This window comes from Metalysinibacillus jejuensis, from assembly GCF_003057615.1.
GTDB lineage: Bacteria > Bacillota > Bacilli > Bacillales_A > Planococcaceae > Metalysinibacillus > Metalysinibacillus jejuensis.
In genome coordinates, this window is record NZ_QAFW01000006.1 from 58,076 (window position 1) to 72,013 (window position 13,938).

16 protein-coding genes are annotated in these 13,938 nt (G+C 39.3%); 3 read left to right on the forward strand and 13 right to left on the reverse strand.

All coding sequences use genetic code 11. The annotated features are described in order from the left end of the window. Positions 1–73: 73 nt before the first annotated feature. The 6 genes from DDE80_RS03735 to DDE80_RS03760 form a co-directional block, all read right to left on the reverse strand. The gene (locus tag DDE80_RS03735; RefSeq protein WP_108306341.1) at positions 74–1,618 is read right to left on the reverse strand and encodes a solute symporter family protein; all 1,545 of its coding nucleotides are present in this window, start codon (positions 1,616–1,618) and stop codon (positions 74–76) included. After that, entirely contained in the window at positions 1,615–1,953 is a 339-nt protein-coding gene (locus DDE80_RS03740) for a DUF485 domain-containing protein (RefSeq protein WP_108306342.1), read from the reverse strand. The genes DDE80_RS03735 and DDE80_RS03740 overlap by 4 nt, the downstream gene beginning before the upstream one ends. A gap of 428 nt (positions 1,954–2,381) precedes the next feature. Next, entirely contained in the window at positions 2,382–3,104 is a 723-nt protein-coding gene (locus tag DDE80_RS03745; RefSeq protein ID WP_108306343.1) for a hypothetical protein, read from the reverse strand. Continuing rightward, positions 3,091–3,567: a hypothetical protein gene (locus DDE80_RS03750; protein ID WP_108306344.1), complete on the reverse strand. Its 477-nt coding sequence runs from the start codon at positions 3,565–3,567 to the stop codon at positions 3,091–3,093. The genes DDE80_RS03745 and DDE80_RS03750 overlap by 14 nt, the downstream gene beginning before the upstream one ends. Positions 3,568–3,648: 81 nt before the next feature. Further along, on the reverse strand, positions 3,649–5,202 hold the full coding sequence (locus DDE80_RS03755) for a solute symporter family protein (protein ID WP_108306345.1): 1,554 nt from the start codon (positions 5,200–5,202) through the stop codon (positions 3,649–3,651). Continuing rightward, positions 5,203–5,547, reverse strand: a complete 345-nt coding sequence (locus DDE80_RS03760; RefSeq protein WP_108306346.1) for a DUF485 domain-containing protein — start codon at positions 5,545–5,547, stop codon at positions 5,203–5,205. Between the two features lie 488 nt (positions 5,548–6,035). On the opposite strand from DDE80_RS03760, the gene DDE80_RS03765 reads away from it, so the two are divergent. Beyond that, positions 6,036–6,620 (forward strand): alpha/beta hydrolase, encoded by a 585-nt coding sequence (locus DDE80_RS03765; RefSeq protein WP_108306347.1) that lies wholly within the window; start codon positions 6,036–6,038, stop codon positions 6,618–6,620. A gap of 146 nt (positions 6,621–6,766) precedes the next feature. On the opposite strand, the gene DDE80_RS03770 is transcribed toward DDE80_RS03765, so the two are convergent. Then, positions 6,767–7,150 carry a PH domain-containing protein gene (locus tag DDE80_RS03770; RefSeq protein WP_108306348.1) on the reverse strand — a complete coding sequence of 128 codons (384 nt, stop codon included), beginning with the start codon at positions 7,148–7,150 and terminating at the stop codon, positions 6,767–6,769. Positions 7,151–7,192: 42 nt separating this feature from the next. Further along, on the reverse strand, positions 7,193–8,038 hold the full coding sequence (locus DDE80_RS03775) for a patatin-like phospholipase family protein (protein WP_108306349.1): 846 nt from the start codon (positions 8,036–8,038) through the stop codon (positions 7,193–7,195). 203 nt (positions 8,039–8,241) lie between these two features. On the opposite strand from DDE80_RS03775, the gene DDE80_RS03780 reads away from it, so the two are divergent. After that, positions 8,242–9,291: a 2,3-butanediol dehydrogenase gene (locus tag DDE80_RS03780; RefSeq protein ID WP_108306350.1), complete on the forward strand. Its 1,050-nt coding sequence runs from the start codon at positions 8,242–8,244 to the stop codon at positions 9,289–9,291. Positions 9,292–9,430: 139 nt separating this feature from the next. After that, a complete protein-coding gene (locus tag DDE80_RS03785; protein ID WP_108306351.1) occupies positions 9,431–9,661 on the forward strand; it encodes a hypothetical protein in 231 nt (76 codons plus the stop codon). A 32-nt stretch (positions 9,662–9,693) separates the two neighbouring features. Here DDE80_RS03785 and DDE80_RS03790 read toward each other — a convergent pair whose 3' ends face one another. The 5 genes from DDE80_RS03790 to DDE80_RS03810 are packed head-to-tail and all read right to left on the reverse strand — an operon-like array spanning position 9,694 to position 13,836. Then, positions 9,694–10,449: an amino acid ABC transporter ATP-binding protein gene (locus DDE80_RS03790; protein ID WP_108306352.1), complete on the reverse strand. Its 756-nt coding sequence runs from the start codon at positions 10,447–10,449 to the stop codon at positions 9,694–9,696. Further along, a complete protein-coding gene (locus DDE80_RS03795; RefSeq protein WP_108306353.1) occupies positions 10,443–11,138 on the reverse strand; it encodes an amino acid ABC transporter permease in 696 nt (231 codons plus the stop codon). Before DDE80_RS03795 ends, DDE80_RS03790 begins: the two co-directional genes overlap by 7 nt. Then, positions 11,139–11,840 carry an amino acid ABC transporter permease gene (locus DDE80_RS03800; protein ID WP_108306354.1) on the reverse strand — a complete coding sequence of 234 codons (702 nt, stop codon included), beginning with the start codon at positions 11,838–11,840 and terminating at the stop codon, positions 11,139–11,141. A 12-nt stretch (positions 11,841–11,852) separates the two neighbouring features. Next, positions 11,853–12,683: a transporter substrate-binding domain-containing protein gene (locus tag DDE80_RS03805; RefSeq protein ID WP_108306355.1), complete on the reverse strand. Its 831-nt coding sequence runs from the start codon at positions 12,681–12,683 to the stop codon at positions 11,853–11,855. Then, complete coding sequence (locus DDE80_RS03810) at positions 12,676–13,836, reverse strand: acyl-CoA dehydrogenase family protein (RefSeq protein WP_108306356.1); 1,161 nt, start codon at positions 13,834–13,836, stop codon at positions 12,676–12,678. Before DDE80_RS03810 ends, DDE80_RS03805 begins: the two co-directional genes overlap by 8 nt. Positions 13,837–13,938: the final 102 nt, after the last annotated feature.

Consider the following 13,938-nt stretch of genomic DNA (forward strand, 5'->3'; position numbering starts at 1 on the left):
ATTCCTTATTCGAGGAATGCTTTTTATTAGGTTTACGAAACGCGCACTTTAGTAAGTACGCGCTCCATTTGTATTAATGTGAAACGTCTTGTACTGAAATACCTGTGTTCGCTTTAACGTTAACTTCACGGTATTTCTTTTCATCTGACTCTTTCGATAATAATGTACCTACAATACCTGCAAGGAAACCAAGTGGTACAGAAACAAGTGCTGGATTTGATAACATAAATAGTGGTTCGCCTACGAAGATTGCTTTACCTTCGATTGGGCTCCAAATGTTAGGTGATACAGCTACTAAGATAAGTGCTGAGATTAAACCTGTTAGCATTGCTGAGATAGCGCCTGTTGTGTTGAAACGTTTCCAGTAAATTGTGTAAATAATTACTGGTAAGTTAGCCGATCCTGCAATACAGAAAGCAAGTGATACTAAGAAGGCTACGTTAAGTGTTTGTGCACCTAGTGCTAAAACGATAGATAATACTGAAATTGTGATAGAACCGATACGTGCTGCTAGTACTTGCTCACGGTCTGTCATTTTACCTTTTTTAATAATTTCACCGTAAATGTCATGTGATAGGGCAGATGCGCCTGATAATACAAGCCCTGCTACTACAGCTAAAATTGTCGCAAACGCTACCGCTGATACGAATGACATTAAGATATCGCCGCCTAAAGCTTCTGCTAATAATGGAGCAGCCATGTTACCTGCAGGGTTTTCTGCAATAATAGCTTCTGCACCAACGAAAGCTGCTGCTCCGAAGCCTAAGAAGATAGTAAGTACGTAGAAAATACCTACAATCCATGTTGCCCAAATAACAGACGAACGCGCTGTTTTCGCATCTTTAACTGTGAAGAAACGCATTAGGATATGTGGTAAACCTGCTGTACCAAATACTAAAGCAATCATCATTGAAATCGTGTCTAAACCTTCTGTATAACGAAGACCTGGATTTAAGTAAGCTTGACCGTGTTCTGTTTCTGTCGTCATTTGTGTAAACATTTGAGAAATGCTGAAACCGAATTCTTTTAATACTAAGAATGAAATAATAACGGTACCTAACATTAATAAACAAGCTTTAACAATTTGTACCCAAGACGTCGCTGTCATACCACCAAACAGTACGTAGATTGTCATCATGAAACCTACAAGTAATACAGCGATCCAGTAGTCAATACCTAATAGTAACTTGATTAACGCACCTGCACCTACAAGTTGAGCAATCATATAAAATAAAACGATTGTAATAGTGCTTAAAGCTGCTGTGCCACGAACTTTAGATGTATTAAAACGTGCTGTAATCATGTCAGCTAATGTAAACTTACCAAGGTTACGTAATGGCTCGGCTACGATGTAAAGTACAACTAAGTAAGCAACGAGATAACCGATTGAGAAGAAGAAACCATCAAAACCGAATAAGGCTACGGCACCGGCGATACCTAAGAATGAAGCGGCTGATAAGTAGTCACCAGCGATGGCTAAACCATTTTGCCAGCCTGTTAAACCGCCACCTGCTGTATAGAAATCACTTGCAGAAGAAGTCTTTTTAGACGCCCACCATGTAATTACTAATGTTAAACCTACAATCCCTACGAAAAACGAAATCGCAACAATACTCATACGCGTCCGCCTCCTTGTTTATACTCCTCAATAATTGCTTGGGCTGCTTTATCATAGCTGTTTGCTTTCGCTACGTATAAATGACATAACCCCCATGTCATTACGAACAAGCCTGCTGAGTAAATCCATACACCTGTAATATCACCAATCATCGGCTGGTGCAAAATTTTAGTGTACGACGTTAAAATAGGTAGCGTGATGTAAGCAATTAAGAAGATTGCTGTAATCGACCACAAAAATCCATTTTTACGTTTTACTAAAGCTTTGAATGACGGTAATTCGGCAATTGCATCATAGTCAATAATATCTACTTTAGCGTTATTATTTGTTGCCATAATCATTACCCCTCTCTGTTTTGAGTTTAGTTTTTCTGTTTAGTGTTACCTAAATGCTCACTCCGTCGCATTTGGTAATTTCATTCTATGAGAGTGTTCACAAAATTGCAATAGTTTTTTATAAAATTATTCGAAAAAATTCTCTAAAAAAGTAGTTTGAAGCACAAAATATTAAACATATTACAGAATTATTCTACTATTATATCTGCCAAAACGTTGATTTAACAACGTTTTGAGCAAGTAATATAATACATAGGCGACAAGAAAGTGTCATGAGTTTTTATTGCTAGAAAATAAAAAAATTTTTTGTACCATAACTAAAAAAACAAAATCTTTATGTTGCGATATGTTTTTTCTATGCAGTTGTCAGATAATTGGTGGTGTTTTTGCCATAAAAAAAGAAGCTTAACCGGAGTTAAACTTCTTTTTTATCCTTGTACATAACGTAATGTTTCACGCATTTTTGCATTAGCTTTTGTAAATTGTTCTTCTCTTTCAGGATTTTCGTAATGGGTAATGGCCTCATCCATGCGATTTAGCGCAATGCGAATTAATTGCAAAATATACGTATGTGCTTCTGTCGGCTTACGAGGGAAGCTATTTGGTAATGCTAGCGCACGTTCTGTAAATTCCGCACCGTGAATAAAATGACTGTGCAGTAATGTCACTAAACCTAAAGCTTCTGCCACTTGTACATCACGGTTAGCTGCATATAGCGCTGTTAACTGCTCATACTGGGCTTTCGCTTGTAGCATTAAACGATAAAAATCATTCGTTTCGGCATTTTGTTGTAAAAAAAGTTGTTGTACTTTAATTTGATCATCAGGCGTTAGCACTAATTTTTGTTGTTCACGATCTAATGTCACCGTCGCTTTTAACGTATGCCGTACATCTGTAAAATCATGCACCAACACACTCGCTTCACCACGTAACGGTAAGAAACGGTTAGGGGAGGTGAGCTTATTCGTATAGTAGCTTGTCATATAAATCGTACCTAATAGCGCTAGCACCGCTTGAGGGATGCTATTCGTATATAAAGTACTAATCATGAGTGCGCTAAAGCTAAGCACATATAATAAGGATAAAACTTGGCTTTTACGCGCTATCTCTTTTGGGAGCATCACGCGAATAAACGTATTAAAAAAGCGCATTTTGTTGCTCCTTCCATAACATTTGCACATCGCGGTAATACTGACGGAATAATTCATGTTCTTTCACCGTATCGTAATCTTCAGGACGACGATAATTTTTACGTACCGTCGTGTGTTCATTGACAAATCGCTGCGTAAGCGTAAGAAGCGGCTCTTGTGCGATTACTTGTAAGGTAGCGGTGTAGCGGAGAAAGTCATCCACCTCTTGCTCTGTGACGGCACGTTCGGATATATAGCGGGGTAGGCGGGGGAGTATGTAGCTCATAATCTTGTGATGTGATTGTTGTTGGACATCGTGCGTTACTTGCATACGGCTAATTAAGTTGCGCAAAAGCTCACTTTGTAAATCGCGTTGACACTGCCATTGTAAACGCAGTACAATCTTTTTCCATACATGTAGTGTCTTCCAAGCGAGTGCTATCGGTAATAGCACACTAAGTATGAGCAAAACAGTAGTATACATTAAAAAACCTCCTTGCCTTCTTAGTATAGCAAATGGGTGGGCAACAAAAAAGCGCCACTCCTAAGAGTAGCGCCTCATGTATTAATGTGATACGTCTTGTACAGAAACACCTGTATTTGCTTTTACGCGGATTTCTTTGTAAATGCGCTCTGCGTCTGCTGTGTTATGTTTACGTGCACCAATCATTGTACCCACATAGCCTGCAAGGAATCCAAGTGGGATAGTGATAATAGCTGGTACGGCTAAGTTAACAAGTGGCTTACCAACGAAGATGGCTGCGCCTGGTACTTCTGACCAAATGTTTGGTCCCATTGCACCTAAGATTAAGCAAGATAGTACACCTGTTGTAATGGCAGCTACAACGCCTGTTGAGTTAAACTTCTTCCAGTAAATTGTGTAGAGGATAACTGGTAAGTTAGCCGATGCACCAATACAGAAGGCAAAGGATACTAGGAAGGATACGTTTAAGCTCTGTGCGAATAATGCTAAGAAGATTGAAATAATCGCAATCGAAATTGAACCAATACGAGCTGCTAATACTTGTTGCTTCTCTGTTAGGTTACCATCTTTAATGATTTCGCCGTAAATATCATGCGAAATTGCTGATGCACCTGTTAAAACTAAACCTGATACTACAGCTAAAATTGTCGCAAAGGCTACGGCACTAATGAATGACATTAATACATCGCCACCTAAATACTCTGCTAATAATGGTGCTGCTGTATTACCAGCTTTACTCTCAGCCATAATGTTTTCTGCGCCTACTAGGTGTAGGGCACCTAAGCCTAAGAAAATCGTTAATGAGAAGAAAATAGCTGTAATCCAAGTTGTCCAAGAAATTGAAGAACGTGCTGTTTTCGCATCCTTAACCGTAAAGAAGCGCATAAGGATGTGTGGTAAACCTGATGTACCTAATACAAGCGCCATCATCATTGATACCGAGTCTAATGAACTTGAATACTTCATGCCTGGCACTAAGTATTGCTCACCATGTTCAACGGCAATTGTGTCAAACATATTCATAAGTGAGAAGTTAAACTTCGCGAATACGAGTACAGCAAGTAACCCTGTACCAAAGAGTAACAGTCCTGCTTTAATGATTTGTACCCAAGATGTTGCTGTCATACCACCAAATAATACGTAAGTTGTCATCATAACACCAACGATTAATACAGCGATCCAGTATTCAATACCAAATAATAATTTAATAAGTGCGCCTGCACCTACGAGCTGTGCAATCATATAAAGAATAACGATAACAATTGTACCTGTTGCTGCTACGCCACGTACGCGTTTTTCATTAAAGCGTGCCGTTAACATATCTGCTAATGTGTATTTCCCTAAATTACGCATTGGCTCTGCAATGATATAAAGTAATACAAGGTTAGCTACAACATAACCTACAGAGAAGAAGAAACCATCAAACCCTGTTAATGCGATAGCACCTGATACGCCTAGGAAAGCTGCTGCTGATAAGTAGTCACCCGCAATAGCAAAACCATTTTGCCAGCCTGTTAAGCCGCCACCTGCTGTATAGAAGTCACTTGCTGAAGACGTTCGCTTTGCTGCGAAGTACGTCACAAGTAATGTTAAGCCTACAATACCTAAGAAGAAACCAACCGATACTAAGTTCATTTAATTACCGCCTTTCGCACGATATTCAGCAATAACTGCTGCTGCTTGTTTATCGAATGTTGCTGCGCGTTTAATGTAAATAGTACAAAGTACGATTGTCATAACGAATAACGCTGCCGAGTACACCCAAACCCCTGTGATATTTCCAAACCATTTTTGTTGTAGAACAGGTTTAAACGCTAAAATTGGAAGTAAGATATAAAAGAATAAGAAGCCTGCTGTCATCGAAAATAAAAATGTGTTCTTCTTCTTTACAAACGTGTTAAAGCTGTCCATTGCTTCGATCGCTGCGTAGTCTTTACTGTCGAATGTAGTTGACTTAGCAGCTTTTTTTACCTCTGTCATATAAATTCCCCCTAACGATTGATATTGCTGTTTTAAACGTGATATTACTGTTCCTCTTTGTGAGGCATGTCATCATTCTATGCAAGAAAAACCTATAATGCAATACTAAATTTTTAGTTTTTAGAAAATTCACCCTTCGTAAGCGATGTGGAAATAGCGAGAAATACAAAGCATTATGTAGAAAAAAAGAGCATGAGATTTATAAGAAGTTATATACTCATACTATTCTACAAATAGTTAATTAATGATAAAACGGTTTAATCGACAAGATTTGTACAGGAGCGATAAATCTATAATTTGCGTTAAAAACAGGGAGGTTTGTCGTTTACATTTATGCCCACAAAGAAGTTGTTATATAACATCGCGGAATAAACTTGGGAAATAAAAAATTTTTTTCAAATTTTTTTTGAAAAAAAGTGTTATCATTTGCAAAATGTATGTTTTTTTGTATAATTACTTTGAATTCGAGATAAAAAGGGGCGTATAAAATGGAGCATATTTTTCAAAAAGGAACAGGAGATCGAACATTTATCTTTTTACATGGTACCGGTGGCAACGAACATGATTTATTACCATTAGGGGATATTGTAGATTCAACGGCTAATAAACTTGGGATTCGTGGCAAGGTACTTGAAAATGGTATGCCGCGTTTTTTTAAACGCTTGGCGGAAGGTATATTTGATGAAGAAGATTTAATTATGCGTACTAAAGAGCTATTTGGCTTTATTCAACAAGCTGCTAAACGTTATCATTTTGATGAGCAAAAATTAGTCGTTGTAGGCTATTCTAATGGGGCTAATATTGCAGCGAGTATGTTATTTCATTATGCAGATGCTTTTGAAGCGGCCATATTACATCATCCGATGGTGCCTTTACGCAATGTATCCGTACCACTGCAAAAAACACGCGTATTTATTGCAGCCGGAGAAAATGATCCGCTATGCCCAGCACAAGAATCTATCGATTTAGCGAGCTTGTTAAAAACATCAGGTGCGACAGTAGAAATACATTGGGAACGACATGGCCATCAGTTAACACAAAGTGAAGTTGAAGCAGCTAGGGACTGGCTATAATGCCAGCACCTAGTTTTTTTGCATTTTGTCTCACTATTAGTAGTATACTAATTAATGATACACAACTTCCTACAATCTATATTATGTAAACTAAAATATTTTTAAAAAGAAAAGGTGCTAAAATACACCTCCTCTTCTCTTACATTTTATGCGTGCAAAAGATGCTCTCCAATTAATTGCCCTACTTCTTTAATATTGGAGCCTTTTTTAAACTCTTTTTTTAGTGGTTCAGCTTGACCAGAAATATAAATCTTAAGCTCAGCATCAAGATCTAATGTGCCTGCGGTTTCAATTTCATAAGACACAATACTCTTATAAGGAATGGAATAGTAAGACACTTTAGATCCCGTCACACCTTGTACATCAATTAAAATAATACGCAAGTTAGTAAAAACAATCGAATCCCTAAAAATTTTAAATGCTTTTTCTACCGTTTCATTTGAAACTAATAAATCTTTTAATTTTCCTGCCGCTTCGTTTACTGTACTTTCGGACATATTGCCCGTTAAATTATTTAAAAAGTTTTTCATAGTAGTACCCATCTCCTTTTTAATATCGTGTAAACCGCTTCGTCAGCCTTGTAAAAAAGCCTGTAGTTCATCTTTACGCTTTAACATTTGGCGATAACCTAAATCGTAAGTAATTTTCATGATTTTAGGGTTTTTCTCAAAGCTTTCTACTGGTACTGGTGGTCTAAAAACAAATGCTTTGCCATCCGCTTCAAGTTGTTCAATGTAATCCATCGTTTCGTTATAACGTGTAGCACGTGTCGCTAAGCTCTTAGCAATTTCAGGATAGCGTTTTTTAAATGCGCGGATAACCCACTTAGACTGACTATCTAACGCTTTGCGGTATCCTGGCGGTCGTGTAAGTATAATGATATGTTTCGTAAAGCCTTTTTGCTCTGCTCGCTTAATCGGTACAGCGTCCGCTAGCCCCCCGTCAAAATAAGGAATATCATTTACCTTAATCTCTGGAAATAGCACAGGTAGCGCACAAGTAGCACGTAGCATCATGCACGTGTCATCCATGTCTAAAGCATTTAAATATTCTGCTTCACCTGTATAGGCATTTGTCACGCCAAACTCTACTTCCCCTTCAAATGCACGGAATGTTTGCCAATCAAAATAATCAAGTTGATTTGGCAGTATATTATAGGAGAAGTTTAAACCAAAATAGCTTTTCTCCGTTAAAAAATTACGCCATCCCATATATCTAGGATCATTACGATAAGTAGATATTGTACGGAATGTACGCTCAGGTTGTTTAGATATGTACGAACATGCGTTGATGGCTCCAGCTGAGATGCCGATGACATAAGGCATTTCAATACCATTCGCTAAAAAAGCATCAAGTATACCTGATGTAAATATTGTGCGAAATGTGCCGCCTTCTAATACTAAACTAGAATTATTCATATACGTCGCCTCCATTTAATAAGTATAACACGCTTTAACAATGGCCCTGTAAGTATTCATAATAAAAGACTTTGTTCCTATTGTAAAAAACATGTAAAAGCTTTGTATCATAAGGCTTTCTTTAGACTTTATTGTGAAAGGATGTTAGGATGAAGTTGTACAAATTTGTACGACTAAATGACCAATACAGGAGGAATTTAAACATGAAAGCAGCAGTTTGGTACGGTCAAAAAGATATTCGCGTAGAAGAGCGTGAATTAAAACCACTACAAGATAATGAAGTAACGGTTCGCGTAGCATGGGCAGGCATTTGTGGCTCTGACTTACACGAATACCAAGAGGGACCTGTATTTGTTCCAGTTAACGAAAAAAACGACTTAACAGGCGAAGTAGCACCACTTACAATGGGTCATGAGTTTGCTGGTGTCGTGGAAAAAGTAGGTAAAGACGTAACGAAATTTAAAGTGGGCGATCGTGTTGCGATTAACCCAACATTAACATATGGCAATAAACCAGAGGATTTAGATTGCTACGATGGCTTTAGCTTCATCGGCTTACATGGCGACGGTGGCTTCACTAAATTTGCCAACGCACCAGAAAGCAATGTTTACTTATTACCAGAAGGTATGTCGCTACAAGACGGCGCTTTAGTTGAACCTACAGCAGTAGCTGTACAAGCAATCAAAGAAGGCGACGTACGCTTAGGCGACAACGTAGTAATCTTTGGTGCAGGTCCAATCGGTTTAGTAACAGCAAACGCTGCAAAAGCAGCAGGTGCTACTAAAATCGTAGTACTTGACCTTTCAGAAGAACGTCTTGAAAAAGCGTTAGAGCTTGGCGCAACACATGTTATTAACTCAGGTAAAGTGGATCCAATCAAAGCGGTTTATGAGTTAATCCCTGAAGGCGCTGACGTAACGTTTGAAGTAGCTGGCGTTGCACCAACATTCGAACAAGCAATCGAAGTAACGCGTCCACGCGGTACTATGGTCATTGTATCAATTTTTGCTCGTCCAATTAACTGGAACCCAATTCAACTTACGAATAAAGGTGTTAAAGTAACGTCTACGATTGCTTATACACCGTCTTCATTCGCTCAAACGATTCACTTAATGGGTACAGGTCAATTAACACCACAAGGTATTATTACAAGTGAAATTGAGCTAGATGATATCGTAGATAAAGGTTTCGAAGCTCTAACAAACGATAAATCACAAGCTAAAATCTTAGTAAAACTAAGTGGCGAAAAATAACACAAGCCCCTCATCTACTTATTGTGCTTCTGTAACTAGTGCGGAGTAGCTACGCTAGCCATCGTAATAAAGATGTAATGTTTGTAATTACGTTTTATAGGTTAAAGATAACTATCCTAATGAAAAGGTGGTTATATTCATGAAGAAATGGTTAGCACCAACATTATTAGCATCTGTCCTTGCTTTAGCTGCATGTGGTACAGATGAAGTCGATAAGGATGAGCCGATGTTAGATGATGATAACGTAGAGGCACCTTCACTTGATCAAAACAATGACGGTATTAAAGATGCCGATCAAGACGATGATAATGTGAAGAATGAAGATGAAGATATGGAAGTCGAAACTGACGAAGAAGATACGACAAAATAAAGAAAAGCCTAGTTGCGCACGCAACTAGGCTTTTAAATTTGGTAATTATACTCCTGAGGAAGTACGCGACGTAAAAATTGTTTTGTCCGCTCTTCTTTAGGACGCAAGAAAATAGCATCTGCATCCCCCTGCTCTACTACGCGGCCTCCGTCCATGAATATAACGTGATTAGCAACTTCTTTAGCAAAGCTCATTTCATGTGTGACGACAAGCATCGTCGTTCCTTCTTGGGCGATAGTTTTCATTACTTCGAGTACCTCTCCCACAAGCTCAGGATCTAATGCTGATGTAGGCTCGTCAAATAAAATAATGTCCGGCTCTAAGACGAGTGCACGAGCAATACCTACGCGTTGTTGTTGCCCACCCGATAATTGACTCGGATATAAATCTTCCTTGCCATTAAGACCTACTTTAGCTAGTGCTTCTCGCGCTTTTTGTCTTGCAGCTTCCTTTGCCCACTTGCGCCCGGTAATAAGCCCTTCTGTCACATTATCTAACGCTGTCTTATTGGCAAATAAATTATAATTTTGAAAGACGAAAGCTGTTTTTTGGCGCACGGCATAAATTTCTTTACGCGTAGCCTTTGCTAAATCGACTTGTAAATCGGAAAAAGTAGCGGTACCTTGATCGGCTTGTTCTAAAAAGTTAAGGCAACGCAGTAACGTCGTCTTACCCGAGCCACTCGGGCCTAAAATAACGACAACATCTCCTTTATTAATAGCTAAATCTACCCCTTGTAAAATCTTATTATCGCCAAATGCTTTATGCACATTTGTTACAGTTAACATGCAATCCCTCCTTGGTAACGACGTACGCGTTGTTCCGTTTTATGAAATGCGTATTCAATAAGTAAGCAGATGAGTAAGTACACAATAAAAATAGCGGTATAGGCCTCTACATAATGATACCCTGCATTAGCTGCTACTTTGGTACGCAGTGTGATTTCAGGCAAGGCAATCGCATAGCCTAGCGACGTTGCCTTCACGAGATTAACAGTCGCTGTACAAAGGTTAGGCAATGCTGCCGTTAACATTTGTGGAAGTATAATGCGACGATAAGCTTGCGGTACTGTTAAACCGACAGAATACGCCGCTTCGAGTTGACCTTTATCTACAGTTTGTAGCGCCCCCCGCACAATTTCAGCTACGATGGCTGCCATGCCGAAGCTAAAAATAACAAAGGCGTACCAAATGGGATGAATGGCATAAACATCGAACTTTCCTTTCGCTACGCCTGCTATAAGTAAGGGGATACTATTATACAGTACAAAAATTTGAATAATAACAGGTGTCCCGCGTATGAAAGACAGATAGATGCCAATCAATTGATGAATGACTGGAATGCGCTTCATGCGAACTAATGTAAGGAAGAAACCCACAGGTAACGCGATAATAAGTGTGACAACTGTAACGAGTAATGTTAATGGCACGCCGCTAAATGCGATACCGAGTGCTTGTTTAAAAAATGCGATATCCAATTAGGCAACCCCCTTCCCTACATGTAAACGTCGTTCAATCCACTGGAATGTTTTATCGATACCAATCGTTAAAATCCAATAAATAAGCGCCAGCACAATGAAGATTTCTAGCGTATGTGTGCCGTAGTTATTGGCAATAATTAAATTCGCTTTTCCTACCATATCAATAAAGCCAATCGTGTAAGCGAGTGCACCCTCTTGGAGTACGCTAATAATGCCATTTGCCATATTCGGTAGCGCAAAACGTAACGCTTGTGGAAAAACGATGCGCTTATACGCTTGCACAGGTGTTAACCCCACACTAACGCCAGCTTCATATTGCCCTTTTGGTACAGCGAGTATACTAGCACGAATTACTTCAGACATCATCGCAGCGAATTGTAACGTAAAAGTCGTTACTACAAAAACTGCACTAGGTACGTCGTGTAAATTGATGCCAAATAAACCGTCGGCAATCGCTGGTACCCCGTAATAAATTAAAAATAATAGCACGATGGAAGGCGTACAACGCATAATGGTAGTGTAACCGTTCGCTACTTGCTGTGCCCATTTTGCCTTGCTTAACTTCATAAAAGCTAATACTAGCCCTAGCAGTAAACCGAGCACTACTGCAAGTGCAGTAATGCCTAGTGTAATTGGCAAATAAGGTAATAACTGAGGAATTGCTTGAAAGAGGTAACTGCTATCAAAATATTTCTCCATCCTGTCATCCCCTTATCGTTCGACTTGGTCTAACACCTCAAATAAATTACGACCATAATGCTTTTCACTCAGTTTTTGTAATTCTCCTGATGCTTCAATCTCTTGCATTGCTTCATCATAAGCATCCGCAAAGGCTTGTTGTTTTTTATTAAACAGCGGCCATGTTTTAATGACAGCAAACTCGTTATATACGACATCATCTTTAAAAGCATGGTATGGACCATCAGCTTCTGTTACTTGCTTATTAAACATCCCTTCAATAATAACACCGCCATCAACGCGCCCCTCGTTAACCCATTGTACGACGTCTACACCGAACTCTTCTCCCGCTTCTAATTTGACAGGGTTATTTGGATTTGCTGCATTATATTCTGCAATTATTGTATACTGTGCATTATTTGCCGCAATCGGTGCTAATTTAAATTGTTTTTTAGCAAAGTCTTCTAGTGTTTTAATCGCTGCGTTTTGTTTACTTAGCACTAAACCGGCACTCGATAAACCAATGAACTGTTTAGGATAAATGTATTTTTGTGCACGCTCTTCGGTAAAGAAGGCATTTTTGACACCAACTTGGTATTTTCCTTGTTCTACGCCGATAAGTAAATCATCAGAAGTCGTCCCCACATACTCAAACGTATAATCTTCTAATTTTTCGTCGACGAGCTTCATCACATCAATATCATAACCGGCTGGCTCCCCTTTTTCGTCGACGTACGTAATTGGTTTGCTGCCAAGCTCAAAAGCCACTTTCACTTTTTCTCCTTGTGTTGCCTCTTCTTTATCTCCGCAAGCAGCAAGTAAAAGGCTCGCTGCGATTGTAAGTCCTGCTAATTTTTTAAACATGTTGTTCGTCCTCCCATTGTTTATTGGCTTGTTTTGCAAGTAGTGATAGCGTCAAGTCATCCATCGGCGGATTATGTAACCCTGCACGTACATCGCGATAATAACGTTGAAGTGGGTTTTGTAGTTGTAAACTTTTAGCCCCTACAATACGCATCGCCTTATCAACAATTTGTAACGCATGATTCGTTACCGTATATTTGGCGATATTAACGGCATGTGTAGCAAATGCTTGATCATTTACAACATCAGCTGCTCCGTATAGGGTAAAGCGTGCTTGTGCAAGTAGCGCTTCTATCTCCCCTAGTAATGCTTGCACATTAGGTAAATGAGCAATTGTCGTAGGTATACTATTAGGTTTATGGCGATTAGCAAAATCAACTGCATAGTCACGCGCAGCTTGTGCAATGCCTAAATACGTTGCTGAAATTAATAATAGCCAGCTATTTATTTTAAAACCTGTATGATAACTTGGTATTTCAACTAAAAATTTTTCTGGTACGTCGATAGCATCGAGCACAAGATCATGACTACCTGTACCACGCATACCGACCATTTCCCAGTTATCTTCAATATGAAGGCCTTCTGTATCTTTTGGTAACAAAAAGAAGCCAATTTGTTGCTGATCACTGAGCCAGGCTGACACTAAAAAGTAGTCGAGCGCATAAGCACCTGTCGTAAAACTTTTGCGACCTGTTAGGCGATAACCTGTAGCTGTTTTTTCGGCTAATGTCGTCGGCTTACCGCCACGTACAGGGCTACCTGTAGCCGCTTCACTTACTGCGCGGTTAATGATTGCTCCTTGTTTCACTTCTTGTGCAAACTGCTGTAGTAGTGCTTCTGGCCAATAGGCATTTTCATAAAGCTCGCCAACCGTGAGCAATGTCCAACTAACAACGAGTGCTGCACTACCATCGTAGCTTCCTAATGTTTCTTGTAACGGTAGCATCTCACGTAAACTCAACCCTTCGCCTCCGTAAGCTTTCGGTAAAGTTAACGACGTATAGCCAAGCTGACGCAATTGTTCGACACTTTTATGTGCAAACTGATTTTGTTGATCATCTTCTACAGCTTGCGCTTCAATAAACTCACGAACCGTCGCTAGTTTTTTTAGCCATTCTGCTGTTGTGGGATGCGCAATAAACGCTTCTTTCATATCAATCACTCCTTAATGGTTGCTCCTATTGTAAGCACAGTATCGCGCGATGTCAATAGTATTCCTAGTGACTTACTAAGTTTAATTATGACGTGTATTTCC

Coding starts and splice junctions, on each gene's coding strand:
- DDE80_RS03735 (WP_108306341.1), bottom strand. CDS start 1,618: ATGAGTATTGTTGCGATTTCGTTTTTCGTAGGGATTGTAGGTTTAACA.
- DDE80_RS03740 (WP_108306342.1), bottom strand. CDS start 1,953: ATGGCAACAAATAATAACGCTAAAGTAGATATTATTGACTATGATGCA.
- DDE80_RS03745 (WP_108306343.1), bottom strand. CDS start 3,104: ATGCGCTTTTTTAATACGTTTATTCGCGTGATGCTCCCAAAAGAGATA.
- DDE80_RS03750 (WP_108306344.1), bottom strand. CDS start 3,567: ATGTATACTACTGTTTTGCTCATACTTAGTGTGCTATTACCGATAGCA.
- DDE80_RS03755 (WP_108306345.1), bottom strand. CDS start 5,202: ATGAACTTAGTATCGGTTGGTTTCTTCTTAGGTATTGTAGGCTTAACA.
- DDE80_RS03760 (WP_108306346.1), bottom strand. CDS start 5,547: ATGACAGAGGTAAAAAAAGCTGCTAAGTCAACTACATTCGACAGTAAA.
- DDE80_RS03765 (WP_108306347.1), top strand. CDS start 6,036: ATGGAGCATATTTTTCAAAAAGGAACAGGAGATCGAACATTTATCTTT.
- DDE80_RS03770 (WP_108306348.1), bottom strand. CDS start 7,150: ATGAAAAACTTTTTAAATAATTTAACGGGCAATATGTCCGAAAGTACA.
- DDE80_RS03775 (WP_108306349.1), bottom strand. CDS start 8,038: ATGAATAATTCTAGTTTAGTATTAGAAGGCGGCACATTTCGCACAATA.
- DDE80_RS03780 (WP_108306350.1), top strand. CDS start 8,242: ATGAAAGCAGCAGTTTGGTACGGTCAAAAAGATATTCGCGTAGAAGAG.
- DDE80_RS03785 (WP_108306351.1), top strand. CDS start 9,431: ATGAAGAAATGGTTAGCACCAACATTATTAGCATCTGTCCTTGCTTTA.
- DDE80_RS03790 (WP_108306352.1), bottom strand. CDS start 10,449: ATGTTAACTGTAACAAATGTGCATAAAGCATTTGGCGATAATAAGATT.
- DDE80_RS03800 (WP_108306354.1), bottom strand. CDS start 11,840: ATGGAGAAATATTTTGATAGCAGTTACCTCTTTCAAGCAATTCCTCAG.
- DDE80_RS03805 (WP_108306355.1), bottom strand. CDS start 12,683: ATGTTTAAAAAATTAGCAGGACTTACAATCGCAGCGAGCCTTTTACTT.
- DDE80_RS03810 (WP_108306356.1), bottom strand. CDS start 13,836: ATGAAAGAAGCGTTTATTGCGCATCCCACAACAGCAGAATGGCTAAAA.